We start from the raw sequence: 24,316 nt of genomic DNA on the forward strand, positions 1-24,316 counted from the left end.
GCGGGCAGCCTTAGCCGATTACTGCGTCATATCCTGGGTAAACTGCAGGATAATAAATTCCGCGGGGCGGACGGCGGCCATCCCGACCTGGACAATCATCTTTCCCTGATTAATATCGTCGGTGGTCATGGTGATGTCTTTCCCGATGCGCACAAAGTAAGCCTCATTCGCCTTATTACCGGCCAGCCCACCCTGTTGCCACAGGCTATAGAGATAGTGGTCAATGGCCGCCTGCACCCGTTTCCAGGTCAGCTGGTTATTGGGTTCAAATACCATCGGGCGCAGCGCTTTTTTAATGTCGCGCTCGGCGGCATCAAACAGGCGTCGCACCGGAATATAACGCCAGTTATCATCATCCTGCAGCGTCCGCGCCCCCCAGACCACCGCCCCCCGATCGCTGAAGTAACGGATAACGTTGATCCCCGCCAGGTTCATTTCGCCCTGGGCATCATCCGTGACCCTAACGCTGACATCGGTGACGCCGTTCAGTACCACATTGGCCGGGGCTTTCCAGACGCCGCGCTGGGCGTCGGTTTTTGCATAAACGCCGGCCATCAGCGCGGAGACGGGCACGCTAAGTGAAGCAAGCAGTGAGGAGGTGAAAGATGAGGCGATCGTTTTAGCCAGATCCGGCTCAAGCGCCTGCAGGTCAGCAAGCGTCGAAGCCGTTTTTTTGGCATCAATATTGGTGTAGCCGGTTATGGCAACAGCGGCATCGCCTGGCGCCGCAGTGGAAGAGACCAGAACCGCCGGATAATAGACGGCAATATGGGCGGAGCTACCGATACCCGCCGGAGCCTTACCATCGTCGCTGTCGGCCAGCAGGAAATAGCCTTTATTCTGGTCCAGCGAGCCGACCAGCGCGCCGTAAACCGCCTCACGATAGGCCTTATCAGTTTCAGGGACAGCAAACAGGGTGATTTCACCCACCTCATCCGCCAGGCCCGGTAGTGCCGCAAGTGAATCACCTTTGGCGTCACTGAGCGCACAGATATAGCAGGCGCCGCCGCCGTTCTGGAAATAGAGCTGCAGGGCCAGCGTCGCGGTCGCGGCCACCGTGGGTACTCCGGCACTGTAGGTGTAGTTGGCGGGTTTATCAGCATCATCAGGCGTTGAGGTAATGGTAACGCTCGCGCTTAGCCCCGCCGTCACGGAGAATTTTTGACTGAAATCCAGCCAGCTGCTGATGCGGGTTACAGTACCAGAATAGCTGTCGTCAAGCGGGGTAAAACGGGCGATAAATAACGGAACGGCAGTGGCGCCCTGGCTCACGGAAATCGCCGGAGACGCATCTTCTTCAATATAAACACCGGGTACGGTCGTTACAGTAGACATAGCAGTTTCCTTCATTAAATTATTGGGCGATATTCTGGCTGAATTGCAAAAGAATAAATTCAGCAGGGCGTACAGCAGCCAGACCTATTTTCACGATCATTTTTCCCTGATTAATATCATCCTCAGTCATGGTGATATCTTTACCTATCTGCACAAACCAGGCGTCCTCTTCTTTATTCCCGGCCAGCGCCCCCTGTTGCCATAGCGCATGGAGATAATTATTTACCGCCGCTTTAACCCGCTGCCAGGTCGGCTGACTGTTGGGTTCAAAGACAAGCTTATTCAGCGCTTTCTGAATATCCTTCTCGACCATATTAAACAGGCGGCGTACCGGGATATAACGCCAGTTATCGCTGTCCTCCAGGGTACGGGCACCCCACACCACCGTTCCTGTATTCGGGAACGAGCGGATCATATTTAGCGCTTTGCCCTGGCTAAAACGGGATTGCAGCGCGTCACTGACGGGATATTGCGGGGTGATACCGTTAATCACCACATTGGCCGGGGCTTTCCAGACACCGCGCGTGCGATCTGTCAGGGCGATGGCAACGGCGGCGACGGCGCTGGGTGGAATTACATCCGTAGTCCAGGAAGCCAGAACATAAGGGTAAAAGGATGCGGCATAGGATGAGTCAGGAACATTCGACATAACGTCATCCTGGGTGCCGTCAGCTTTAATTCTTTCCTCAGGGCCATCAAACAAACCAAAAATATTTACTCCGTCCTGAAGCAGTTGATTGAATGGTTCAAGGATGCTATACCCAGAATTATTGGCACCTGAAGACACTAAAAGAGTAATGTCGCTATATTTTTTTATCTCATCTAAACCATCTATATCGACCAAATAGCACCGCCCTCCTCCGTTCATAAACCAAAGCTTTACAGCCTTGTAATATGAGGCGCTATATGCTTGTGCTGGATCTTCTGGTCTGCCAACTAAAAATTCGGCCAAAGAGTTATAGCTTACAATTTTCTCTTCAGGTGCTAAATTCCCTCCATATCTTAAGAAAACAAAAGCCGGCACAGCTGTTGCACTCCTGGATATTGAAAAATTCAGCGACGCCTCTTCACTCAGGTACACGCCGGGGTAGCTGGTTGTCACGGTCATAATACCGCTCCTCTTAATCAGGCAGCCTGAATCGTCACGCGGTCCGCCATCAGCGTCACCTGCTGTACCGCAATTTCATTGCTGGTGGCATCAAATGACGGCGAGGTCAGCGAGGTCGGAAACGCATTGGCAATATTCCAGCTCATCAGCACTTCCGTTCCGGCATCGTTGGTCAGGCTGATCATAATATCTTTCTTCTCCACCTGATTAAGCTGGATGGAATTAATCCAGCTATACAGCGCGGTATCGCCCGGGAAAACACCTTTACTCAGGGTGATATTAATCGCCTGACGCTGGCCGGGCATTTTAAACCAGTTCCCGGTTCCGTCGCGGTATTCAATGGTATCGTAAGTAATATCCAGGCCGGAGGCGCTGGTAAAGGGTACCTGCTCATCGCCGAGTGCAACAATAAAGCGGTAGGTCGGGATCGGATACTGTACTGCGATGTCATCTGCGGTAGTGGCCATAATATTATCCTTCATGCGTTGATATTCAGAAAATAAGTGAGCGGATAAGCAGGCAAGCTACCGCCCCTGGAATTCACCAGTCTCTTGCATAAAAATAACAGAAAGCGAAAACTAACTTCAGTTACTGCGCTATATCCTGACTTAACAGCAGAATAATAAACTCAGCCGGGCGCACAGCAGCAAGACCAATTTTAATAATCATCTTGCCCTGATTAATATCATCCTCGGTCATGGTGATATCCTTGCCGATCTCGACAAACCAGGCCTCCTCTTCCTTATTCCCGATCAATGCGCCCTGCTTCCATAGCCCATGGAGATAGTTATTTACCGCCGCTTTTACCCGCTGCCAGGTCGGCTGACTATTGGGTTCAAAGACCAGCTTGTTCAGCGCCTTCTGGATATCCCGTTCGACCATATTAAACAGACGGCGCACCGGGATATAACGCCAGTTATCGCTGTCATCAAGGGTGCGGGCGCCCCACACCACCGTCCCCACATTCGGGAAGGTGCGGATCATATTCAGGGCTTTGCCCTGAGTAAACTGGCCCTGCAGATCGTCGGTAACGGGATATAAAGGGGTGATCCCGTTAATCACCACATTCGCCGGAGCTTTCCAGACACCGCGGGTACGGTCGGTCAGGGCGATGGCAACGGCGGCAATAACACTGGGAGCAATTTTTTTATTTTTCCCGGAACTACTACACCACGGATAATAAACCGCTGCATAGGGTGTGGACGAAAAGCGTTCCATCACTGCTTCTGTCGTGTCATCCGCAGCAATACGGTCTAAAGGACCATCAAATAAAGCAAATATTTTTATCCCTTGAGCGATTATATTATTGACAGCACTGATTACATAGCTTTGATGGTTTGCATCCAAGTTGTCACTATCTATCCCGGCAGAAACGATCGTCGTGATATCATCGAACTGTTTTACTGCGATTTCCAGCTGATCATAATTTATGAGATAACACTTCCCTCCACCCAGTGAAAACCAGGTATAGAGGGACGTATACCAAATGAAAGCGAAATGACCGTCTCCGGCAGCGGCAACAACGTCCTGCCAGCTATAAAAACAAAAATTAGGCCCGCCTGGTGGGAGACTATAATATTGATAATAAGCAAATGCGGGAACCATCGTATCTGCGCGGGTAACTGAAAAATTCAGCGACGCCTCTTCACTCAGGTACACGCCGGGATAGCTGGTTGTCACCGTCATAATATACTCCTGTTTGTGTTTACGTTATTCGCCAGCGCCTGACAACGGCAAACAGGCAAGCTACCGCCCCTGGAATTCACCAGTCTCTTGCATAAAAATAACAGAAAGCGAAAACTGACTTCAGTTACTGCGCGATATCCTGACTTAATTGCAGAATAATAAATTCAGCCGGGCGTACAGCCGCAAGACCAATTTTAATAATCATTTTGCCCTGGTTAATATCATCCTCGGTCATGGTAATACCTTTACCGATCTCGACAAACCAGGCCTCTTCTTCCTTATTCCCGACCAGCGCCCCCTGCTTCCATAGCGCATGGAGATAGTTATTTACCGCCGCTTTTACCCGCTGCCAGGTCGGCTGGCTATTGGGTTCGAAGATCAGCTTGTTCAGCGCCTTCTGGATATCCCGTTCGACCATATTAAACAGACGACGCACCGGGATATAGCGCCAGTTATCGCTGTCATCAAGGGTGCGGGCCCCCCACACCACCGTCCCCACATTCGGGAAGGTGCGGATCATATTTAGCGCTTTGCCCTGATTAAACTGGCCCTGCAGATCGTCGGTAACAGGATATTGCGGGGTGATCCCATTAATTACCACATTCGCCGGGGCTTTCCAGACGCCGCGGGTGCGATCGGTCAGGGCGATGGCGACGACGGCAACAACGCTGGGAGCAACAGGGATTGTTGCCCAGTCGGACATCGCCCAGGGGTAAAACGCAGCGGCATAGGGTGACGCGGGGTACTTACTCATTGTCGCGGAAGGATCTACATCGGCGGCAATTTTGGTACCCGGTCCGTCGAGAAGAACAAAAAGCTGTTTACCCGTAATAAAGTTATCAAAATATTGAGTAACATGGTCCGTCTGCCCGTTAGCCACTATCAGGGTAATATCATCAGGAAAGTCATTCTTCCGTAGCTGGTCATAATCGAGGATATAACAAGTCCCTCCCCCCTGACTGAACCAAAAACGCAAAGCGATATAATAATATTGATCGCTATGATCATCCGGAATAACTGCTTTCACTTCAGCCCAGGATTTAAAGCGATGATATGCACCGGCCGGTATACCTTTCTGACCGCCATTAGATAAAAAAGCGGGTATCACCGTCGCGGTACCGATCACCGAAAAGTTCAGGGATGTATCTTCACTTACATATATACCCGGATGGGTTGTGATTGTTGTCATAGTTCCCCCAATTCTCAGGCAGCCTGAATCGTCACGCGATCCGCCATCAGCGTCACCTGCTGTACCGCAATTTCATTGCTGGTGGCATCAAATGACGGCGAGGTCAGCGAGGTCGGAAACGCATTGGCAATATTCCAGCTCATCAGCACTTCCGTTCCGGCATCGTTGGTCAGGCTGATCATAATATCTTTCTTCTCCACCTGATTAAGCTGGATGGAATTAATCCAGCTATACAGTGCAGTATCACCCGGGAAAACGCCTTTGCTCAGGGTGATATTAATTGCCTGACGCTGGCCGGGCATTTTAAACCAGTTGCCGGTTCCGTCGCGGTATTCAATGGTATCGTAAGTAATATCCAGGCCGGAGGCACTGGTAAAAGGTACCTGCTCATCGCCTAACGCGACAATAAAGCGGTAGGTTGGAATCGGATACTGTACGGCGATGTCATCTGCGGTGGTAGCCATAATATAACTCCTCAGTAGATTGAAAGCAGGCGGTTAAAGTACAGAATCTGGCGAGCAGATTCTATTTAAATATATTCACTAAAAATATGAACTGAGATGTTTTCGAAATGTTATCTGGAAAACATCTCAATGTAAAAATACAATATTCAGGAAACAGGATTAACTCTCTGTTAAAAAAAGCTGACGTTCAGCCTGTCGCCGTCGTGTTAATCCCGGCAGTTGTTTTCCGCCAGAATGATCCCAGCGCAGAAACTCGTCGGCAGCTCCCGCATAATCTTCGGCATTCAGTTTTTTTAGCAGGGTTGAGCTAAACAAATTTCCGGCGCCAAGATTAAAAGTAAATGAGACGAGTGCATCAAATTGATTCTGGGTTAGCGACACAGTGACGCCATGCTCCACGGCACGTTCCGATTCGCCAAGATCCTGGCGCAGATAGGATTCGGCCTGATCTTCATTAATCACATCGCCGGATTGCACCCCTTTCGTATGCCCATACCCGATAGTCCAGACCCGAGCCGGACAGAGATATGCCTCCAGCTGCAATCCTTCGGATTGTTTTATCAGTTCGAGTCCTTTGTCACCTATTTTCATGGTTTAACTCCCGTTCAACATTCGCCGTCTCTTTTAGAGAAACAATGTTTTATAAAAGATAAAACCCACGTCAACCATTCACAGAAAAAATGATAGACGGATTTTTTCACCTGTACTTTCACTCCGAAAGTTACAGACTGTGTAAAAACAATAAACTCATGAACTTAAACAAATCGACAAAAATAATGTAAAACACCGTTTTAAATCTAAAAACAGAATAAAGATCTGATAATCTCTTTTGGAAACACGATGTATCGCACAGAGTACGCGAATACTTAGAGCGTTATCTTGTTTTGATAAGGTACCGGGTATATTGTTTGGCAGAAAAAATGGCGTGGTAAATGATTATAAAAATCAGCGGCATACAAATTAAACATTTCAGCAACATAACAAAAACAATAGTAAAACAATAAGTATTCTGGCACGACGCCATTGACACATTTTCCGCAAAAAAAGCACCGGAACACAGCAGTGCTCCGGTGCTTTTTTGTCATGCCGTTAGCCTAGCGTTTCAACAGGTACATCGTACGACTATAGGCGACATCTTCCGGGTTAGTAATCGGATAGCCTTTGAGCCAGGGTTTAATTAAACGCCCGTTGGTGTATTGGTAGATCGGCGCGATAGGGGCTTTTTCGGCAATGATTTTTTCCGCCTGATTGTAGTCGGCATTGCGCGCAGCCTGCGTGTTCTCCAGGGTTGCCTGGCTGACCACCTTGTCATAGGCCGGATCGTTAAAGCGGGAGATATTGCCGCTGTGGGTGGAGGTCAGCAGGGAGAGGAAGGTCGAGGGTTCATTATAATCCCCTACCCAGGAGGCGCGGATCACATCAAAATTACCGGTGTTACGGCTGTCGATATAGGTTTTCCACTCCTGATTCTGCAGCTTCACGTCCACCCCCAGGTTTTTCTTCCACATCGAGGCCACCGCGATGGCAATTTTCTGGTGGTTTTCCGAGGTGTTATAAAGCAGCGTCAGCTTCAATGGGCGCGACGGACCATAACCGGCCGCCTGCAGCAGGGTTTTGGCCTGGGCATTCAGTTCCTGCTGGCTGGCGTGTTCAAAAGCACCCGGTTCAGGCGTAAAGCCCGCCGTTACGTCAGGGGTAAAGCGCCAGGCCGGTTTCTCCCCGGTACCCAGCACTTTTTCGGCCATGATCCGCCGGTCGATGGTCATGCTCAGCGCCAGACGCACCCGCGCATCGGCGGTGGGTCCTTTTTGGGTATTAAAGGCGTAGTAATAGGTACCGAGCTGCGCCGGGGTATAGACCTGGCCGGGAAGCTCTTTAAGCAGTTTCTGATACTGATTTTTCGGGAAGGATTCAGTGATATCAACATCGTTCGCCAGATAGCGTTTGGTGGCCGTGGATTCCTGGTTAATCGGGACAAAGGTAACTTTTTTCAGCACCGTCTTGCCGTTATCCCAGTAGCTGGCGTTCGGCTCCATCACCAGTTTCTCATTCACTACCCGCTCTTTCAGCACGAAGGCGCCGTTGCCAACCAGATGCCCGGGCTGGGTCCAGTTCTTATCGCCTTCGACGTTATTTTTCTGTACCGGGTAGAGCGCAAAGCTGGCGGTCAGGCTCGGGAACCAGGGCAGCGGTTTATCCAGCTGGACTTTCAGGGTATGTGCATTAACGGCGCTGACGCCCAGCGTATCCGGTGCGGCCTTGCCGTCAATAATAGCCTGGGCGTTCGTCATTCCCGCCAGCGCGGCAAACCAGGCAAATTCAGAGGTGTTTTTTGGGTCGACCAGCCGCCGCCAGCTGTAGACAAAATCTTCGGCGGTGACCGGCGTGCCGTCGGACCATTTCGCGTCGTTTCGCAGGGTAAAGGTCCAGATTTTGTTATCGTTGGTTTGCCAGCGGGTGGCAACCCCGGGAACGATCTCGCCTTTTTCATTCTGGTTAACCAGCCCCTCAAACAGGTCACGAATCACCTGTATTTCCGGCAGGCCGACGGCTTTGGCCGGATCCAGGGTGGCGGGTTCATCTTTAATATGGCGGACCAGCTCCTGGCGTTCAGCCAGCACGGTGCCCGCAGGGACATCGGCCGCAGCGGCAAGAGAAGATAAGCCACCGAATGACAGTGCGCAGCAGACCAGAGAAAGCGTGTGTTTCATAAGCACCCCTTACACAAAAGAAATAACCTAAACCCGAAACCATTTGATTAACAGAGAAAATTACTCAAAACTGCCGGTAATATCACGAAAGCCGGGGCTTTATTATGTCAGTCACTCGTCCGCGATCTGAACGGGGTGCTTTTCCCCTCGATCTTCAACGCTACGGCAGCTCGGTCCTGGGCGCGCCGCTGATCTGGTTTCCCGCAGAAACACCCGACAGCGACAGCGGGCTGATTCTGGCCGGGACACACGGGGATGAAAGCGCCTCTATCGTTACCCTCTCCTGCGCCCTGCGAACCCTGACGCCCTCTCTGCGGCGTCATCACGTGGTGCTGGCGGTTAACCCGGACGGCTGCCAGCTGGGCCTGCGCGCCAATGCCAGGGGGGTTGATCTGAACCGCAACTTTCCCGCCGCCAACTGGAAAACAGGCGAAACGGTGTATCGCTGGAATAGCGCCGCCGAGGCGCGGGATGTGGTTCTGACGACGGGCGACAAACCCGGTTCAGAGCCGGAAACCCAGGCCCTGTGTGAGCTGATTCACCGGATCCAACCGGCGTGGGCGGTGTCGTTTCACGATCCGCTGGCCTGCATTGAAGACCCGCAGTCGAGTGAGCTGGGAGCGTGGCTGGCGCAGGCGTTTTCGCTGCCGCTGGTCACCAGCGTCGGGTATGCGACGCCGGGTTCTTTTGGCAGCTGGTGTGCGGATATCGGACTACCCTGCATTACCGCCGAGTTTCCCCCGATATCCAATGATGAAGCCAGCGAGATCTGGCTGACGGCAATGAGCGATCTGCTGCTCTGGCGCGCTCAGAAGTAGAGCCGACCCTGTTCAAAACGTAGACCTGGCTCGACATCCACCGCCAGCCAGGTCGGGCCATCGAGATCGGCAAAGGTCGCGTTCTGCACCAGCGGTAGCGCGGCGGCAATGGCCCGGGAGGTGCAGAGCATACAGCCGAGCATCAGCGCAAAGCCCTGTCGGCGCGCCTCTTCGGCCAGCGCCAGGGCTTCCGTCAGCCCGCCGGATTTATCCAGCTTAATATTGATCATCTCATAGCGTCCGTGCAGCGCCGGAAGTGAGGCCCGGGAATGGCAGCTTTCATCGGCGCAAATCGGCAGCGGATGAATAAAGTTGGCCAGCGCCTCATCGTCACCGGCCGGAAGCGGCTGCTCCAGCATCGCCACGCCGAGATCCGCCAGCAGCTGGCAGCGGGCGGCAAGGCCTTCGGCGTGCCAGGATTCATTGGCATCGACAATCAGGGTTGCCTCCGGCACCGCTGCGCGGATCGCCACCATTCTTTCGCTGATATAGCTGTTGTCCAGTTTCACCTTCAGCAATCGCGCGCCGTGTTGCCACAGAGCGGCAGCGCTGGCGGCCATCTGTTCCGGCGTGCCAATGACCACCGTCTGGGCGGTCAGCTGCGGGGACGCGGCCGTCAGTTTAAGTTCGTCATTCAGGGTTTGGTTATGCTGTCGCGCCTGCAGATCCCACAGGGCGCAGTCCAGGGCATTACGCGCCGCCCCGGCGGGCAAGGCCTGCAATAGCTGTTCACGACTCAGCCCGGCTTCAACCTGCCCGGCAACGGTCATTATTTGGGCCATCACCGACGCGATGCTTTCGCCATAGCGCGGATACGGCGTACACTCCCCGACCCCTTTTACGCCCTCTTCGTCAATCTCGACCACCACCACCCTCGCCTCGCTCCGGCTGCCTCTGGCAATCACAAAGGGCGTGTGCAGCGGCCAGGTTTCTTCATAGACTTTTACGCTTCTCATCTGCCACTCCTCTCTAAATAGAATTTGCCGTGCCGCGCATGGATGGCATACACTAGCCGCGACGTTAACCATATGTAAACAGGAAGATAATCATGTCACAACTCGTGCATTTCCAGGGTAACCCCGTTGCTGTTGCAGGCACCATTCCACAGGCTGGTGATAAAGCGCAGCCGTTTACGCTGGTCGCAAAAGATCTCTCTGATGTCGCACTGAGCCAGTTTGCCGGTAAACGCAAAGTGCTGAACATTTTCCCGAGCATTGATACCGGCGTTTGCGCGGCATCCGTGCGTAAATTTAACCAGCTGGCCACCGAAATGGACAACACCGTGGTGCTGTGCGTTTCCGCTGACCTGCCGTTCGCCCAGTCCCGCTTCTGCGGCGCGGAAGGCCTCGGTAACGTGGTAACGCTGTCTACCCTGCGTAACCCGGAATTCCTGCAGTCTTACGGCGTGGGCATTGCCGAAGGCGCACTGAAAGGCCTGACCGCCCGTGCGGTGATCGTTCTGGATCAGAACGATAACGTTGTCTTCAGCCAGCTGGTTGATGAAATCACCAACGAGCCGGACTACAACGCCGCGCTGGAAACCCTGAAAGCCTGATTTCAGACGTTTAAAAAACAAAGCCCGCCGGTTTGCACTGGCGGGCTTTTTTATTGGCTACTCATCGCCCTTTTTCTGGCTAAGTCCGTATTCCCGGAGCTTGTTGGCGATAGCGGTATGAGATACGCCAAGCCGTTTTGCCAGCTTACGGGTGCTGGGGAAGCTGCGGTAGAGCTGGGTGAGCACCGACCGTTCGAAGCGGCGGGTGATATCGTCCAGCGATCCTTCCATGGCATCTTCGCCCACTGCCACCGTCGCGGCGTCGAAATCCGGTAGCAGAATGTCCTGCGAACGCAGTTCGTAACCTTCCAGCTGGGTCAGCGCCCGATAAATCGCGTTCTTCAGCTGCCGCACATTGCCCGGCCAGCTATAGCGCGTCAATACGCTGCTCAGCTCGGCGGAGAGTTTAGGCCGGGAAACGCCCTGCTCATCGGCAAAGCGCGCCACAAACAGCTCGGTCAGCGGCATAATATCCTGCGGACAGTCGCGCAGCGGCGGCAGATTCAGCGTCAGCACGTTAAGCCGATAGTAGAGATCTTCGCGGAACAGCCCTTTCTGCACCAGCTCGACCAGGTTTTTCTGCGTCGCACAGATCATCCTGACATCAACATGCACCTCGTGATCTTCCCCGACCCGGCGGAAGGTGCCGTCATTGAGGAAACGCAGCAGCTTGGTCTGCATGCGCGGAGACATTTCACCGATCTCGTCCAGCAGCACCGAGCCGCCGTTGGCCTGCTCGAAGAAGCCTTTCTTGCCTTCCAGCGCGTTGCCAAAGAGTTCGCTTTCGACCGCATCTTCCGGAATGGACGCACAGTTCAGCGCCAGATAGGGCTTCCCGGCGCGGGGACTGGCCTGATGACAGGCGTGAGCCAGCATATCTTTACCGGTGCCGGTGTCGCCGATTATCAGCAGCGGCGCGCTCAGCAGCGCCAGCTTGCGGGCCTGCTCCATCACGTGGCGCATTTTCGGACTGACCGCCACAATCTGGCTAAAGGCGCTGAGATCCTGGCTGCTGATATTTTGCAGCTGGCGACCCATCCGCACCGTGGAACGCAGCATCACCACCGCCCCGGTCAGGATGCGGGTGGCGTTTTCACCGTCGAGATACACCGGGGTGATCTCCAGCAGGAAGTTTTGCCCGCCAATCGCCACGTGGGCATTCTGGGATTCGGTCGGGCTGCTTTCCAGCCAGCGCAGGAAGTTAAAGCCGGTAATCAGCTGACCGGCATTATGATTACGCAGCTTATCCTGACTCTGGGCAAACAGCTGACAGCTGGCCGGGTTCGCCAGCTCCACTTTGCTTTTGGTATCGAGGGAGAGCATCGGCTCCGGCATCGCTTCCAGCAGCGCGCTCAGGGCCAGATGCTCCCGCTCCGACGGCATCCAGGGAACGGTGCGCACGTCGGTGACGCTGGCGATACGGCGGATCTCCGCCATCAGATTACTGAAGGTGGTGAACTCAATCTCTTCAAAATTGAGATAAATACGACCAACAGGATCGATCTCAATCCCGCGCAGATCGATACCGCGCAGAACCAGAAGATCGAGCAATTCACGTGTCAGACCCAGACGGTCTTCACAAAAGACTTCAAGACGCATAGGCGCTTTACCCTAACCATCATTTTTACGCTTTAATGATATGTCAGTTATGGTCGCGCTGGAAGATGGCTGTCAACAAATATTGACACTCGGACGGAAAAACAGGCGGCTGGACGTAAAGTTATCGCCCCGCCGCCGGAAACAGGACTATCGCTCACGCGGCGCGCTGTTTTTTTGCAGAGCCTCTTTGACCTGCCCCACCAGCTGACGACGGAAATCACCGAGCTTAGGCTTATCGTCCTCAAGCCAGGGCAGCGGACGACAGAGTTCCATCGCTTTAATCCCCAGTCTGGCGGTCAGCAGACCTGCGCCAATTCCCTGCGCGGCGCGGGTTGAGAGGCGAGCCGCCAGATCCTGCGACATCCAGTCCATCCCGACTTCGCGCACCAGTTCGCTGGCCCCGGCAAAGGCAATATTCAGCAGCACCAGTCGGAACAGGCGGATGCGGCTGAAGTAGCCCAGCTCAATACCATAAATGGTGGCAATACGGTTGATCAGGCGCAGGTTGCGCCAGGCGATAAACGCCATATCCACCAGCGCCAGCGGGCTGACGGCGATCATCAGGGTGGATTCCGCCGCGCTGCGGCTGATTTCCCGCCGGGCCTGCGCATCCAGCACCGGCTGGACCAGATGGGCATACAGCGTCACCACTTCGCGGTCGCTCTGGGTTTCATGGATCGCGGCGTACCAGCGCTGCAGTGCCGGATGGGACTGATCCAGACCGGCCTGACGCGCCAGCGCCTCGCCAAAGGCGCGGCCTTTACCGCTCCCGTGGCTGTGCAGAAGTTCGCGGGCTTCGTCCCGCTCATCCGCCCGCTGCCGCAGACGGTGCAGACGACGCCACTCCCCGACCAGGGAACCCACGCCGGCACCGACAATCAGCGCCCCGGCGGCACAGCCACCGAGTGCAACCCAGTCCTGGGTCTGCCAGGCGTTAATCGCCCACTGCACGCCCTGCCCGACGACGCTGGCGCCCGCCAGCAGCAGGCCTGCGCCAACCATTTGACGCCACAGACTGCGCTTAGGCCGCAAGGCCGAAGCCAGGACGGCTTCCGCCTGGCCCTCTTCTTCCGGCAGATCTTCAACCACCACCGGAGCAAAAGAGGCGGCGTCATCGCGGGCAAACTGCTGTGCGGCGCGGAACTGCTCCTGCGTCGCCGTATCCAGCGTGTCGCTGAAATCCTGACGCGGTTTTAACGGTTCGCTCATCGCAGTTTATCTCCAATCAGAAACTCCAGCGCCGCGTCGAGGCGGATATGCGGCAAGGGCCGGTCCACATCCATTACCTGCGGGCGAAAATCCTCAAACTGAAAGCCCTGCTGCTGCCAGAAAGCCTGGCCCGGTAATCTTGGCGGCACTTCGCCGGGATAGAGCGTTAGCGGTTCACCATCGCTCAGGCGATGGCCGCGCAGGGCCGGGATTTTCTCGCCATTATGGTCAATCAGCCCGCTCTGGGTCGCCTGTACCGAGGCCAGGCCCATACAGTCGATGCCGATCCCTTCAAAAGCGGCGTTCTGCCAGGCATCCTGTACCAGTTGCTGAAGCAGCGACACCATGCTGGCGTGCTGATCGACGGTGACGTGATCTGCTTTAGTGGCGGCAAACAGCAGCTTGTCGATCACCGGCGAAAACAGGCGGCGGAATAGCGTCCGCTGGCCATAGTGAAAACTGTGCATCAGTTGCGTCAGGGCCAGGCGCATATCGTTGAAGGCCTGCGGCCCGCTGTTCAGCGGCTGGAGGCAGTCCACCAGCACAATCTGCCGGTCGAAGCGCAGAAAATGGTCCCGGTAGAATCCCTTCACCACTTTCTCGCAGTAATAGTTGTAGCGTTCGCGCAGCATACCCGCATTGGTGTGTTTACCCGCCTGCGCCAGCCTCGCCTCGCCGACACCGTCGACATCAGGCCACGGGAAGAACTGCAGGACCGGCGCACCGGCCATTTCGCCCGGCAGCACAAACCGACCTGGCTGAATAAAGTGCAGCCCTTCGCGTTTACAGGTATGCAGATAATCGGTCCAGGCGGCGGCGATCTCCGCCAGCCGGTTTTCATCGGCGGGCGCCAGCGGATCCAGCCCGGCGCACAGTTCACGCCAGCGCGACGACCAGCTCTGGCGCTGACCCTGCAACAGACCGGTCATCTGCCGGGACCAGCTGAGGTAATCCTGGGCCAGCATCGGTAAATCGAGCAGCCATTCGCCGGGATAATCGACGATCTCCAGGTAGAGGGTGGAGGTATCTTTAAAATGGCGCAGCAGGGAATCATTAGAGCGGAAGCGCAGGGCAAGACGGATCTCGCTGACCCCACGCGTCGGCGTTGGCCAGACGGGCGGCGTGCCGTACAGCTGCGCCAGACCTTCATCATAGGTAAAACGGGGAATACCAAAATCCCGCTGCGGCACGCGGCGGACGCCGAGCAACCGCTCTTCGCGCACGGCGCTCAGCAGCGGCAGGCGTGCGCCGGTATGGCTGTTAAGCAGCTGATTTACCATCGAGGTGATAAAGGCCGTTTTGCCGCTGCGGCTCAGGCCGGTGACCGCCAGCCGCAGGTGACGGTCCACGCCACGATTCACCAGCGCGTTAAGTTCATTTTTGAGTCGCTTCATCGCCATCCCTTATGCCCGGAAGGAATCAGAATAAGTATTGCTATTACATGGGGTTTGCGGCAGAGGATGTCAAGGTTCAGTCCCGGGACGGTTTCTCTTTTAGCGCACGGGAAAGTCGCTGAGCCAAGCGCTTGAGCAAGGGTTCAAGCGCCAGAGCCAGCAGCAGTTTCAACGGACGACGGGCGACAGATTTTACCGCCCAACCGGCCACGCCGGCAGGGCCGTAATTCAGCGCGGTCAGCAGCACAAATTTACCGCCCATCTTCAGCACGGGTTTGGCCCGCGCACCGGCCTGTCGCCATCGATTCGTCATATTCACCTCACAGATCAGAGCTGGCGAAACCGGCTGCGCAGCGTAAAGGTATCGGACGTAATATAGCGTTCCATTTCACGCAGGCGTTTCTCCCCTGCCGCCAGTTCAGCATCGACCGCATTAAGCAGTTCCCCGCTGGTCGGCTGGTTGGCCTCGTCCACGCCGCCGTCAGGCATCGGGTCGAGCGCAAACGTCAGCGCGATGTAGGCGATCATCACAAAGAAGAATAGCCCGAAAATCATCGCCAGGACGGTAATCAGACGTACCAGTTTGACCGGCACATCAAGATAGTGGGCAATACCGGCGCAGACGCCTTTGACCATGCCCTGCTGCGGTATGCGCCACAGTTTTTTATTCAGTGTTAATCCTGCCATTAGCGGTCCCTCCAGTTCGGATGCTCAGCATCGAGAATGGCTTCCAGAGCCTGAATACGCTCGCGCATCTGTCGCGCCTCGTCATTCAACTGTATCAGTCGCTGCTGTTCGTTTTGCGATAACTCGCCCCGACGGGTGCGGTTGTTATAGTGCAGCCACAGCCAGACCGGCAGCACGAACAACACGAAGAGTGTCAGGGGAATGGCCAGAAAAAGCGCGCTCATGTGTACTCCTTACAGATTCAGGATTGGTGGTGTCTCCCGACACCACTTTATTCTTATTGATTGTTACTGATTGTCGCTACGCTGCACTTTGGCTTTCAGCGCCGCCAGCTGCTCGCTGATGGCGTCATCGGCCTTCAGGTCGGCAAACTGCTGGTCCAGCGTGGTCGGCTTGCCAAAGCGGTGGCTTTCGGCTTCGGCTTCCATCTGGTCAATACGGCGTTCAAAGGATTCAAATCGCGCCATCGCCTCATCAACCTTGCCGCTGTCGAGCTGACGACGCACGTCGCGGGAAGAGCTGGCTGCCTGGTGGCGCAGCAGCAGAGCCTGCTGACGAGCGCGGGTTTCGCTGAGTTTGTTTTCCAGCTCGCCGATCTCTTTTTTCATCCGCACCAGGGTTTCGTCGACCAGCGTGCTTTCCTGCTCCAGCGCGCCAATCAGATCGGTTAGCTTCTGTTTTTCGATCAGCGCCGCACGGGCCAGATCGTCTTTTTCTTTACGCAGCGCCAGTTCGGCTTTTTCCTGCCACTCCGTCTGCTGCGCGGTGGCCTGGTCAATGCGACGCGTCAGCTGTTTCTTTTCCGCCAGCGCACGCGCCGAGTTGGAACGGACTTCAACCAGTGTGTCTTCCATTTCCTGAATCATCAGACGCACCAGCTTTTGCGGATCTTCCGCTTTTTCCAGCAGCGTGTTGATGTTGGCATTCACGATATCGGCAAAACGAGAAAAAATACCCATAATTCAGTCCTCATAGTTTTGTATTTCGGGTTGCCCCGCTGGATCTCTTAATACAATCTCCGTGCCAGTTTTTTATCTTATTGATTTTTAATAAGCTGTTTGATTTTCACTCGTTTTAAACATAGAGTGAGATGGTGAATCACACCAACTTATGGCGAATTTCATCATGGCAGAGTACAAGGAAAATCTTCTCGGCGAGGCCAACAGCTTTCTTGAGGTGCTGGAGCAGGTTTCCCGGCTGGCACCGCTCAATAAACCCGCGCTGGTTATTGGCGAACGCGGAACCGGCAAGGAGCTGATTGCCAGCCGTCTCCACTATCTTTCTTCCCGCTGGCAGGGGCCGTTTATCTCCCTTAACTGCGCGGCGCTGAATGAAAATCTGCTCGATTCAGAACTGTTCGGCCACGAAGCCGGCGCCTTTACCGGCGCGCAGAAGCGCCATCCGGGCCGTTTTGAGCGCGCCGACGGTGGCACCCTGTTTCTGGATGAGCTGGCGACGGCCCCGATGCTGGTGCAGGAGAAGCTGCTGCGGGTGATTGAGTACGGCGAGCTGGAGCGCGTGGGCGGCAGCCAGCCTCTGCAGGTCAACGTGCGGCTGGTCTGCGCCACTAACGCTTCACTACCGGATAGGGTCAGCGAAGGATTGTTTCGTGCCGACCTGCTGGACCGTCTGGCCTTTGATGTGGTCCAGCTCCCGCCGCTGCGCGAGCGGCGCAGCGATATTATGCTGCTGGCGGATCACTTCGCCATTCAGATGTGCCGCGAACTGCAATGGCCGCTTTTCCCCGGTTTTAGCGAACAGGCGCAGGAAACGCTGCTCGGCTACCGCTGGCCGGGCAATGTCCGCGAGCTGAAAAACGTGGTGGAACGCTCGGTTTATCGCCACGGCACCAGCGAGATCCCGCTGGACGATATTATTATCGATCCGTTTCGTCGCCCAACCCCGCTCCCGGAGCCGACGCCATCGGACGAAACGACAGGACCAATCGCTCTCCCGCTCGATTTGCGTCAGTTTCAGCAGCAGCAGGAAAAAGCGCTGCTGCAGTCGGCGCTACAGCAGGCGCGTTTTAATCAGAAGAGAGCCGCTGAATCACTGGGGCTGACCTACCATCAGCTGCGGGCGCTGCTGAAAAAACATCAGCTTTGAGGTTTTATCCGCCAGAGGTGAGCACTTTTACGCCAGTTACGCGCAGACATTTGTACCGGACAGCCGTAAGTGCGATACACTTTGCAGATCAGTCTTTAACACCAGAAAATTATGCGCCTACTCTTGTCATCCCTGGTTGCTTCATTGGGTGTCTTCTGCGGCCTTGCTCAGGCCGTCGACAAACCATTGCCTGCGGCAACCGGCGATATTCGCAACAGCGGTTTTGTCTATTGCGTCAACGGCCAGGTCAACACCTTTAACCCGCAGAAAGCCGGCAGTGGCCTGATCGTCGACACCCTCGCGGCCCAGATCTTCGATCGCCTGCTGGACGTCGATCCCTACACTTACCGGCTGGTACCGGAGCTGGCGGAAAGCTGGGAAGTGCTGGATAACGGCGCAACCTATCGCTTCCACCTGCGCCGCAACGTGCCGTTTCAGCAGACGCCCTGGTTTACGCCCGGCCGCCCGCTGAATGCCGATGACGTGGTCTTTACCTTTGAGCGCATTTTTAATCGTAATCATCCCTGGCACTATATTAACGGCGGCAGTTTCCCCTACTTCGACAGCCTGCAGTTCGCCGACACGGTCGCCAGCATCCGCAAACTGGATAACTACAGCGTCGAGTTTCGTCTGACGCGCCCGGATGCCTCTTTCCTCTGGCATCTGGCCACCCATTACGCGTCGGTGATGTCGGCAGAGTACGCCGATAAGCTGGCGGCGGAAGATAAGCAGGAGCAGCTGGATCGTCAGCCGGTCGGCACCGGTCCTTTCCAGCTGGCGGAATACCGTACCGGGCAGTATGTGCGCCTCCAGCGCCATCCGGGCTTCTGGCGCGGCAAGCCGCTGATGCCGCAGGTCGTGGTGGATCTGGGCTCCGGCGGCACCGGGCGTTTATCGAAGCTGCTGACCGGCGAATGCGACGTGCTGGCCTGGCCCGCCGCCAGCCAGCTGTCGATCCTGCGCGACGATCCGCGCCTGCGCCTGAACCTGCGTCCGGGGATGAATATCGCCTATCTGGCCTTTAATACGGATAAGCCCCCGCTCAATAATCCGGCGGTGCGCCATGCTCTGGCTCTGGCGATCAATAACCAGCGCCTGATGCAGTCGATTTACTACGGCACCGCCGAAACCGCGGCCTCGATCCTGCCCCGCGCCTCCTGGGCCTACGATAACGAGTCGAAAATTACCGAATACGATCCGCAGAAAGCCCGGGAGCAGCTTAAGGCGCTGGGCGCGGAGAATCTGACGCTACAGCTGTGGGTGCCGACCAGTTCACAGGCCTGGAACCCCAGCCCGCTGAAAACGGCGGAGCTGATTCAGGCTGATATGGCGCAGGCCGGGGTCAAAGTAAATATCGTCCCGGTAGAAGGCCGTTTCCAGGAAGCGCGCCTGATGGATATGAATCACGATCTGACCCTTTCCGGCTGGGCGACAGACAGTAACGATCCGGATAGCTTCTTCCGCCCGCTGCTCAGCTGCGCGGCCATTCGCTCCCAGACCAATTTTGCCCACTGGTGCAACCGCGAGTTTGACGACGTGCTGCAAAAAGCGCTTTCGTCTCAGCAACTGGCCTCGCGCATCGACGCCTACGACCAGGCGCAAACCATTCTGGCCCGGGAACTGCCGGTTCTGCCGCTGGCGTCCTCTCTGCGTCTGCAGGCGTATCGCTATGATATGAAAGGGCTGGTGCTGAGTCCCTTTGGTAACGCCTCGTTTGCCGGCGTTTCCCGCGAGCAGGAAGAGGTGAAAAAACCATGATTATTTTTACCCTGCGTCGCCTGCTCCTGCTGATGATCACCCTTTTCCTGCTGACCTTTGTCGGCTTCAGCCTGAGCTACTTCACTCCGCACGCCCCGCTGCAGGGTGCCTCTCTGTGGAATGCCTGGGTGTTCTGGTTTGACGGGGTGCTGCACTGGGATTTTGGCGTCTCCAGTATTAACGGCCAGTCGATTGCCGAGCAGCTGAAAGAGGTGTTCCCGGCCACGATGGAGCTGTGCATTCTGGCCTTTGGCTTCGCGCTGATGGTGGGTATTCCCGTAGGGATGCTGGCCGGTATTATGCGCAATAAATGGCAGGATACCTTTATCAGCGCCCTGGCCCTGCTCGGCTTCTCCATTCCGGTGTTCTGGCTGGCCCTGCTATTGACCCTCTTTTTCTCGCTTAATCTTGGCTGGCTCCCGGTTTCCGGGCGCTTCGACCTGCTGTATCAGGTGAAAACCGTGACCGGCTTTGCGCTGATTGACGCCTGGCTTTCCGATTCCCCCTGGCGGCACGAGATGATCCTCAGCGCCCTGCGCCATATGGTGCTGCCGGTGCTGACCCTGGCAGTAGCCCCGACCACGGAAGTGATCCGCCTGATGCGCATCAGCACCATTGATGTTTACAGCCAGAATTACGTGAAGGCCGCCGCCACGCGTGGGGTGTCACGTCTGACAATTCTGCGTCGCCACGTCCTGCATAACGCCCTGCCGCCGGTGATCCCGCGCCTGGGCCTGCAGTTCTCCACTATGCTGACCCTGGCGATGATCACCGAAATGGTCTTTAGCTGGCCGGGGCTGGGCCGCTGGCTGATTAACGCCATCCGCCAGCAGGATTATGCGGCTATCTCGGCCGGGGTGATGGTTATCGGCGCGCTGGTACTGATCGTCAACGTGATTTCCGACCTGCTGGGTGCATTAGCCAACCCGTTGAAACATAAGGAATGGTATGCCTTACGATAGCGTCTACAGCGAAAAGCGGCCGCCGGGCGCGCTGCGCACCGTATGGCGGAAATTCTACGGCGATACCACCGCCATGGTGGCGCTGTACGGCTGCGGCGGGCTGGTGCTGCTCTGCGTGTTTGGCGGGCTGTTTGCCCCCTACGGTCTGGACCAGCAGTTCCTCGGCTATCAGCTGCTGCCGCCCTCCTGGTCGCGCTATGGCGAAGTCTCTTTCTTCCTCGGGACCGACGATCTGGGCCGTGATGTGCTAAGCCGTCTTCTGAGCGGCGCGGCCCCGACCGTCGGCGGTGCCTTTGTGGTCACGCTCGCCGCCACGATCTGCGGTCTGGTATTAGGTGTCATTGCCGGTGCCACCCACGGCCTGCGCTCGGCGGTGTTAAATCATATTCTGGATACGCTGCTCTCTATTCCGTCTCTGCTGCTGGCGATTATGGTGGTGGCCTTTGCCGGGCCGCATCTGACCCACGCCATGTTTGCCGTCTGGCTGGCGCTGCTTCCGCGTATGGTGCGTTCCATCTACAGCCTGGTGCATGACGAGCTGGAGAAAGAGTATGTGGTCGCCGCCCGTCTCGACGGTGCCACCACCCTGAATATTTTGTGGTTCGCGGTCCTCCCGAATATCACCGCCGGGCTGGTGACCGAAGTGACCCGCGCCCTGTCGATGGCGATACTTGATATCGCCGCCCTCGGCTTTCTGGATCTCGGCGCCCAGCTTCCCTCTCCCGAATGGGGTGCCATGCTCGGCGACGCGCTGGAGCTTATCTACGTTGCGCCCTGGACGGTTATGCTGCCCGGCGCGGCCATTATGATTAGCGTCCTGCTGATTAACCTGCTTGGCGACGGGTTACGCCGCGCCATCAACGCGGGGGTGGAATAATGCCGCTGCTGGATATTCGTAATCTGACCATTGAGATCCGCACCGGCGAAGGCTGGGTGAAAGCCGTGGATCGCGTCAGCATGACCCTGGCCGAGGGGGAGATTCGCGGCCTGGTGGGCGAGTCCGGTTCCGGGAAGAGCCTGATCGCCAAAGCCATCTGCGGCGTCAATAAAGACTCCTGGCGCATCACCGCCGACCGTATGCGCTTCGATGATATCGATCTGCTGCGCCTCTCGCCCCGAGAGCGCCGCAAGCTGATGGGCCATAACGTGTCGATGATTTTCCAGGAGCCGCAGTCCTGTCTCGACCCGTCCGAACGCGTGGGCCGCCAGCTGATGCAAAATATTCCCGCCTGGACCTGGAAAGGCCGCTGGTGGCAGCGTTTAGGCTGGCGTCGTCGCCGGGCAATAGAGCTGCTGCATCGCGTGGGGATCAAAGATCATAAAGACGCCATGCGCAGTTTCCCCTATGAGCTGACCGACGGCGAGTGCCAGAAGGTGATGATCGCCATCGCCCTGGCGAATCAGCCGCGCCTGCTGATTGCCGATGAGCCGACCAACGCCATGGAGCCGACCACCCAGGCGCAGATTTTCCGTCTGCTGAGTCGGCTGAACCAGAACAACAACACCACCATTATGCTGATCAGCCACGATCTGCAGATGCTGACCAAATGGGCGGACCGTATTAACGTGATGTACTGCGGACAAACGGTGGAGAGCGCCCCCGGCGACGAGCTGGTGGTGACGCCGCATCATCCCTATACGCAGGCACTGATCCGCGCGATCCCTGACTTTGGCAGCAGTATGCCGCATAAAAGCCGCCTGAATACGATGCCAGGCGCGATCCCGCTGCTGGAGCATTTACCTATCGGCTGTCGACTGGGGCCACGCTGCCCCTACGCCCAGCGCGAATGTATTGAGACACCGCGTTTGACCGGGGCAAAAAGCCATCTCTATGCCTGTCATTTCCCGCTGAATATGGAGAGAGATTAAGATGGCGGATACCCTGCTCGAAGTGCGCAACCTGAGTAAAACGTTCCGTTACCGGACCGGCTGGTTCCAGCGTCAGACCGTCGAGGCGGTGAAGCCCCTGAGCTTTACCCTGCGCGAAAAACAGACTCTCGCGATTATCGGTGAAAACGGCTCGGGGAAATCGACGCTGGCAAAAATGCTGGCGGGAATGATCGAGCCGACTACCGGCGAGCTGGCTATCGATGACCATACGCTGCAGTTCGGCGATTACTCTTTCCGCAGCCAGCGTATTCGCATGATTTTTCAGGACCCTTCGACCTCTCTGAATCCGCGCCAGCGTATTTCGCAGATCCTCAATTTTCCGCTGCTGCTGAATACCCCGCTCGATGCAGGTGAGCGCAAAAAGCGCATTCTGGAAACTCTGCGTATGGTGGGCCTGCTGCCGGATCATGCCAGCTATTACCCGCATATGCTGGCACCCGGACAGAAACAGCGTCTGGGGCTGGCCCGTGCGTTGATCCTGCGTCCGAAGGTGATTATTGCCGATGAGGCACTGGCATCGCTGGATATGTCGATGCGCTCTCAGCTGATTAACCTGATGCTTGAACTTCAGGAAAAACAAGGCATTGCCTATATTTATGTGACGCAGCATCTGGGCATGATGAAGCATATCAGCGATCAGGTTCTGGTGATGCACCAGGGCGAAGTGGTGGAGCGCGGCAGTACCGCAGAGGTGCTGGCCTCACCGCTTCACGATCTGACCCGTCGTCTGATTGCCGGTCATTTTGGCGAAGCCCTGACCGCCGATGCCTGGCGCAAAGACCGCTGAGGACCGCAGTCGCAGGAGGTTGGATGAGTGAGCCGTCGTCTGCGGTGGTATACTCTCTTTTTTATGCGGGCTGATAACCCCGTCGCGACGTGCGGAAAAATTCCCTGACATAATTCGCGGCGGCTGGGCTATAATTTCGGCCTGCTATCGCATCATTCTGGTAATGCATACATAACATACTGAATGCATTACCAAAAATAAGTAACAACGATAAGGATTAAAGCTATGGGTTTTCTTTCCGGTAAGCGCATTCTGGTCACTGGCGTAGCCAGCAACCGCTCCATCGCCTTTGGTATTGCCTCTGCAATGCGCCGTGAAGGGGCTGAACTGGCGTTCACCTACCAGAACGACAAACTGAAAGGCCGCGTGGATGATTTCGCCGCTGAACTGGGTTCCAGCATTGTGCTGCCGTGCGACGTTGCGGAAGACTCCAGCATCGAAAACCTGTTCACCGAGCTGGCAAAAGTCTGGCCGAAGTTTGACGGCTTCGTGCACTCCATCGGCTTCGCGCCGGGTGACCAGCTGGACGGCGACTACGTGAACGCTGTTACCCGCGAAGGCTTCAAAATCGCGCATGACATCAGCTCCTACAGCTTTGTGGCGATGGCGAAAGCCTGCCGCACCATGCTGAACCCGGGCTCTGCCCTGCTGACCCTGTCCTACCTGGGCGCAGAGCGCGCAATCCCTAACTACAACGTGATGGGTCTGGCGAAAGCGTCTCTGGAAGCTAACGTCCGTTATATGGCCAATGCGATGGGCCCGGAAGGCGTGCGCGTCAACGGTATCTCCGCAGGTCCGATCCGTACTCTGGCGGCGTCCGGTATTAAAGATTTCCGTAAGATGCTGGCACACTGCGAAGCGGTTACCCCGATTCGCCGTACCGTGACCATCGAAGACGTCGGCAACAGCGCCGCGTTCCTGTGCTCTGACCTGTCCGCCGGTATCTCCGGTGAAGTGGTTCACGTGGACGGCGGTTTCAGCATCGCAGCCATGAACGAGCTGGAACTGAAATAATCCGCGTTAAAATACGCTGAATACCAGGCCGGCCGGGGTTTCCC

General features: G+C 56.1%; 25 protein-coding genes. 9 read left to right on the forward strand and 16 right to left on the reverse strand.

The annotated features are described in order from the left end of the window. Window positions 1-18 precede the first annotated feature (18 nt). The 8 genes from EDF81_RS03860 to EDF81_RS03895 form a co-directional block, all read right to left on the reverse strand. Complete coding sequence (locus EDF81_RS03860; RefSeq protein ID WP_123346423.1) at window positions 19-1,335, reverse strand: phage tail sheath subtilisin-like domain-containing protein; 1,317 nt, start codon at window positions 1,333-1,335, stop codon at window positions 19-21. A gap of 19 nt (window positions 1,336-1,354) precedes the next feature. After that, window positions 1,355-2,443: a phage tail sheath C-terminal domain-containing protein gene (locus tag EDF81_RS03865; protein WP_123346426.1), complete on the reverse strand. Its 1,089-nt coding sequence runs from the start codon at window positions 2,441-2,443 to the stop codon at window positions 1,355-1,357. A gap of 17 nt (window positions 2,444-2,460) precedes the next feature. Beyond that, complete coding sequence (locus EDF81_RS03870) at window positions 2,461-2,910, reverse strand: phage tail protein (protein ID WP_123346431.1); 450 nt, start codon at window positions 2,908-2,910, stop codon at window positions 2,461-2,463. Window positions 2,911-3,031: 121 nt separating this feature from the next. Further along, window positions 3,032-4,129, reverse strand: a complete 1,098-nt coding sequence (locus EDF81_RS03875; protein ID WP_123346428.1) for a phage tail sheath C-terminal domain-containing protein — start codon at window positions 4,127-4,129, stop codon at window positions 3,032-3,034. Window positions 4,130-4,253: 124 nt separating this feature from the next. Continuing rightward, the gene (locus EDF81_RS03880; protein ID WP_311316596.1) at window positions 4,254-5,009 is read right to left on the reverse strand and encodes a phage tail sheath C-terminal domain-containing protein; all 756 of its coding nucleotides are present in this window, start codon (window positions 5,007-5,009) and stop codon (window positions 4,254-4,256) included. 323 nt (window positions 5,010-5,332) lie between these two features. Continuing rightward, entirely contained in the window at window positions 5,333-5,782 is a 450-nt protein-coding gene (locus EDF81_RS03885) for a phage tail protein (RefSeq protein ID WP_123346431.1), read from the reverse strand. 159 nt (window positions 5,783-5,941) lie between these two features. After that, window positions 5,942-6,373 (reverse strand): lysozyme, encoded by a 432-nt coding sequence (locus EDF81_RS03890; protein WP_123346433.1) that lies wholly within the window; start codon window positions 6,371-6,373, stop codon window positions 5,942-5,944. Between the two features lie 503 nt (window positions 6,374-6,876). After that, window positions 6,877-8,493, reverse strand: coding sequence for an ABC transporter substrate-binding protein (locus tag EDF81_RS03895; protein WP_123346435.1), 1,617 nt, complete (start codon window positions 8,491-8,493; stop codon window positions 6,877-6,879). A 104-nt stretch (window positions 8,494-8,597) separates the two neighbouring features. Here EDF81_RS03895 and mpaA point away from each other — a divergent pair, with 104 nt between their 5' ends. After that, a complete protein-coding gene (gene mpaA / locus EDF81_RS03900) occupies window positions 8,598-9,311 on the forward strand; it encodes a murein tripeptide amidase MpaA (RefSeq protein WP_123346437.1) in 714 nt (237 codons plus the stop codon). Here the strand turns inward: mpaA and ycjG are convergent. Then, window positions 9,302-10,267, reverse strand: coding sequence for an L-Ala-D/L-Glu epimerase (gene ycjG / locus EDF81_RS03905; protein ID WP_123346439.1), 966 nt, complete (start codon window positions 10,265-10,267; stop codon window positions 9,302-9,304). The genes mpaA and ycjG overlap by 10 nt on opposite strands. 92 nt (window positions 10,268-10,359) lie before the next feature. Between ycjG and tpx the strand changes: the two genes are divergently transcribed. Beyond that, window positions 10,360-10,866: a thiol peroxidase gene (gene tpx / locus EDF81_RS03910; RefSeq protein WP_123346441.1), complete on the forward strand. Its 507-nt coding sequence runs from the start codon at window positions 10,360-10,362 to the stop codon at window positions 10,864-10,866. A gap of 57 nt (window positions 10,867-10,923) precedes the next feature. Here tpx and tyrR read toward each other — a convergent pair whose 3' ends face one another. From tyrR to pspA, 7 genes are all read right to left on the reverse strand, one after another. Then, window positions 10,924-12,465: a transcriptional regulator TyrR gene (gene tyrR / locus EDF81_RS03915; RefSeq protein ID WP_123346443.1), complete on the reverse strand. Its 1,542-nt coding sequence runs from the start codon at window positions 12,463-12,465 to the stop codon at window positions 10,924-10,926. A gap of 147 nt (window positions 12,466-12,612) precedes the next feature. Next, window positions 12,613-13,674, reverse strand: coding sequence for a YcjF family protein (locus EDF81_RS03920; RefSeq protein WP_123346445.1), 1,062 nt, complete (start codon window positions 13,672-13,674; stop codon window positions 12,613-12,615). Then, a complete protein-coding gene (locus tag EDF81_RS03925) occupies window positions 13,671-15,068 on the reverse strand; it encodes a YcjX family protein (RefSeq protein WP_123346446.1) in 1,398 nt (465 codons plus the stop codon). Before EDF81_RS03925 ends, EDF81_RS03920 begins: the two co-directional genes overlap by 4 nt. Window positions 15,069-15,144: 76 nt before the next feature. After that, entirely contained in the window at window positions 15,145-15,381 is a 237-nt protein-coding gene (gene pspD / locus EDF81_RS03930; RefSeq protein WP_184999462.1) for a phage shock protein PspD, read from the reverse strand. 14 nt (window positions 15,382-15,395) lie between these two features. After that, the gene (gene pspC, locus EDF81_RS03935) at window positions 15,396-15,755 is read right to left on the reverse strand and encodes an envelope stress response membrane protein PspC (RefSeq protein ID WP_123346450.1); all 360 of its coding nucleotides are present in this window, start codon (window positions 15,753-15,755) and stop codon (window positions 15,396-15,398) included. Further along, window positions 15,755-15,979, reverse strand: a complete 225-nt coding sequence (gene pspB / locus EDF81_RS03940; RefSeq protein WP_123346452.1) for an envelope stress response membrane protein PspB — start codon at window positions 15,977-15,979, stop codon at window positions 15,755-15,757. Before pspB ends, pspC begins: the two co-directional genes overlap by 1 nt. A 63-nt stretch (window positions 15,980-16,042) precedes the next feature. Next, window positions 16,043-16,714, reverse strand: coding sequence for a phage shock protein PspA (gene pspA / locus EDF81_RS03945; RefSeq protein WP_123346453.1), 672 nt, complete (start codon window positions 16,712-16,714; stop codon window positions 16,043-16,045). 151 nt (window positions 16,715-16,865) lie between these two features. On the opposite strand from pspA, the gene pspF reads away from it, so the two are divergent. From pspF to fabI, 7 genes are all read left to right on the forward strand, one after another. Beyond that, window positions 16,866-17,861 carry a phage shock protein operon transcriptional activator gene (pspF, locus tag EDF81_RS03950; protein ID WP_184999463.1) on the forward strand — a complete coding sequence of 332 codons (996 nt, stop codon included), beginning with the start codon at window positions 16,866-16,868 and terminating at the stop codon, window positions 17,859-17,861. Between the two features lie 111 nt (window positions 17,862-17,972). After that, on the forward strand, window positions 17,973-19,619 hold the full coding sequence (sapA, locus tag EDF81_RS03955) for an ABC transporter substrate-binding protein SapA (protein ID WP_123346455.1): 1,647 nt from the start codon (window positions 17,973-17,975) through the stop codon (window positions 19,617-19,619). Then, window positions 19,616-20,581 (forward strand): putrescine export ABC transporter permease SapB, encoded by a 966-nt coding sequence (gene sapB / locus EDF81_RS03960; protein ID WP_123346457.1) that lies wholly within the window; start codon window positions 19,616-19,618, stop codon window positions 20,579-20,581. Before sapA ends, sapB begins: the two co-directional genes overlap by 4 nt. Further along, window positions 20,568-21,458 carry a putrescine export ABC transporter permease SapC gene (gene sapC / locus EDF81_RS03965; protein WP_123346459.1) on the forward strand — a complete coding sequence of 297 codons (891 nt, stop codon included), beginning with the start codon at window positions 20,568-20,570 and terminating at the stop codon, window positions 21,456-21,458. The genes sapB and sapC overlap by 14 nt, the downstream gene beginning before the upstream one ends. Beyond that, complete coding sequence (gene sapD / locus EDF81_RS03970; protein ID WP_123346461.1) at window positions 21,458-22,450, forward strand: putrescine export ABC transporter ATP-binding protein SapD; 993 nt, start codon at window positions 21,458-21,460, stop codon at window positions 22,448-22,450. The genes sapC and sapD overlap by 1 nt, the downstream gene beginning before the upstream one ends. A 1-nt stretch (window position 22,451) precedes the next feature. Continuing rightward, a complete protein-coding gene (gene sapF / locus EDF81_RS03975; RefSeq protein ID WP_123346463.1) occupies window positions 22,452-23,258 on the forward strand; it encodes a putrescine export ABC transporter ATP-binding protein SapF in 807 nt (268 codons plus the stop codon). Between the two features lie 225 nt (window positions 23,259-23,483). Then, window positions 23,484-24,272 carry an enoyl-ACP reductase FabI gene (gene fabI / locus EDF81_RS03980; RefSeq protein WP_123346465.1) on the forward strand — a complete coding sequence of 263 codons (789 nt, stop codon included), beginning with the start codon at window positions 23,484-23,486 and terminating at the stop codon, window positions 24,270-24,272. Window positions 24,273-24,316: the final 44 nt, after the last annotated feature.

This window comes from Enterobacter sp. BIGb0383, from assembly GCF_003751845.1.
In the GTDB taxonomy this organism is placed as follows: Bacteria; Pseudomonadota; Gammaproteobacteria; order Enterobacterales; family Enterobacteriaceae; genus BIGb0383.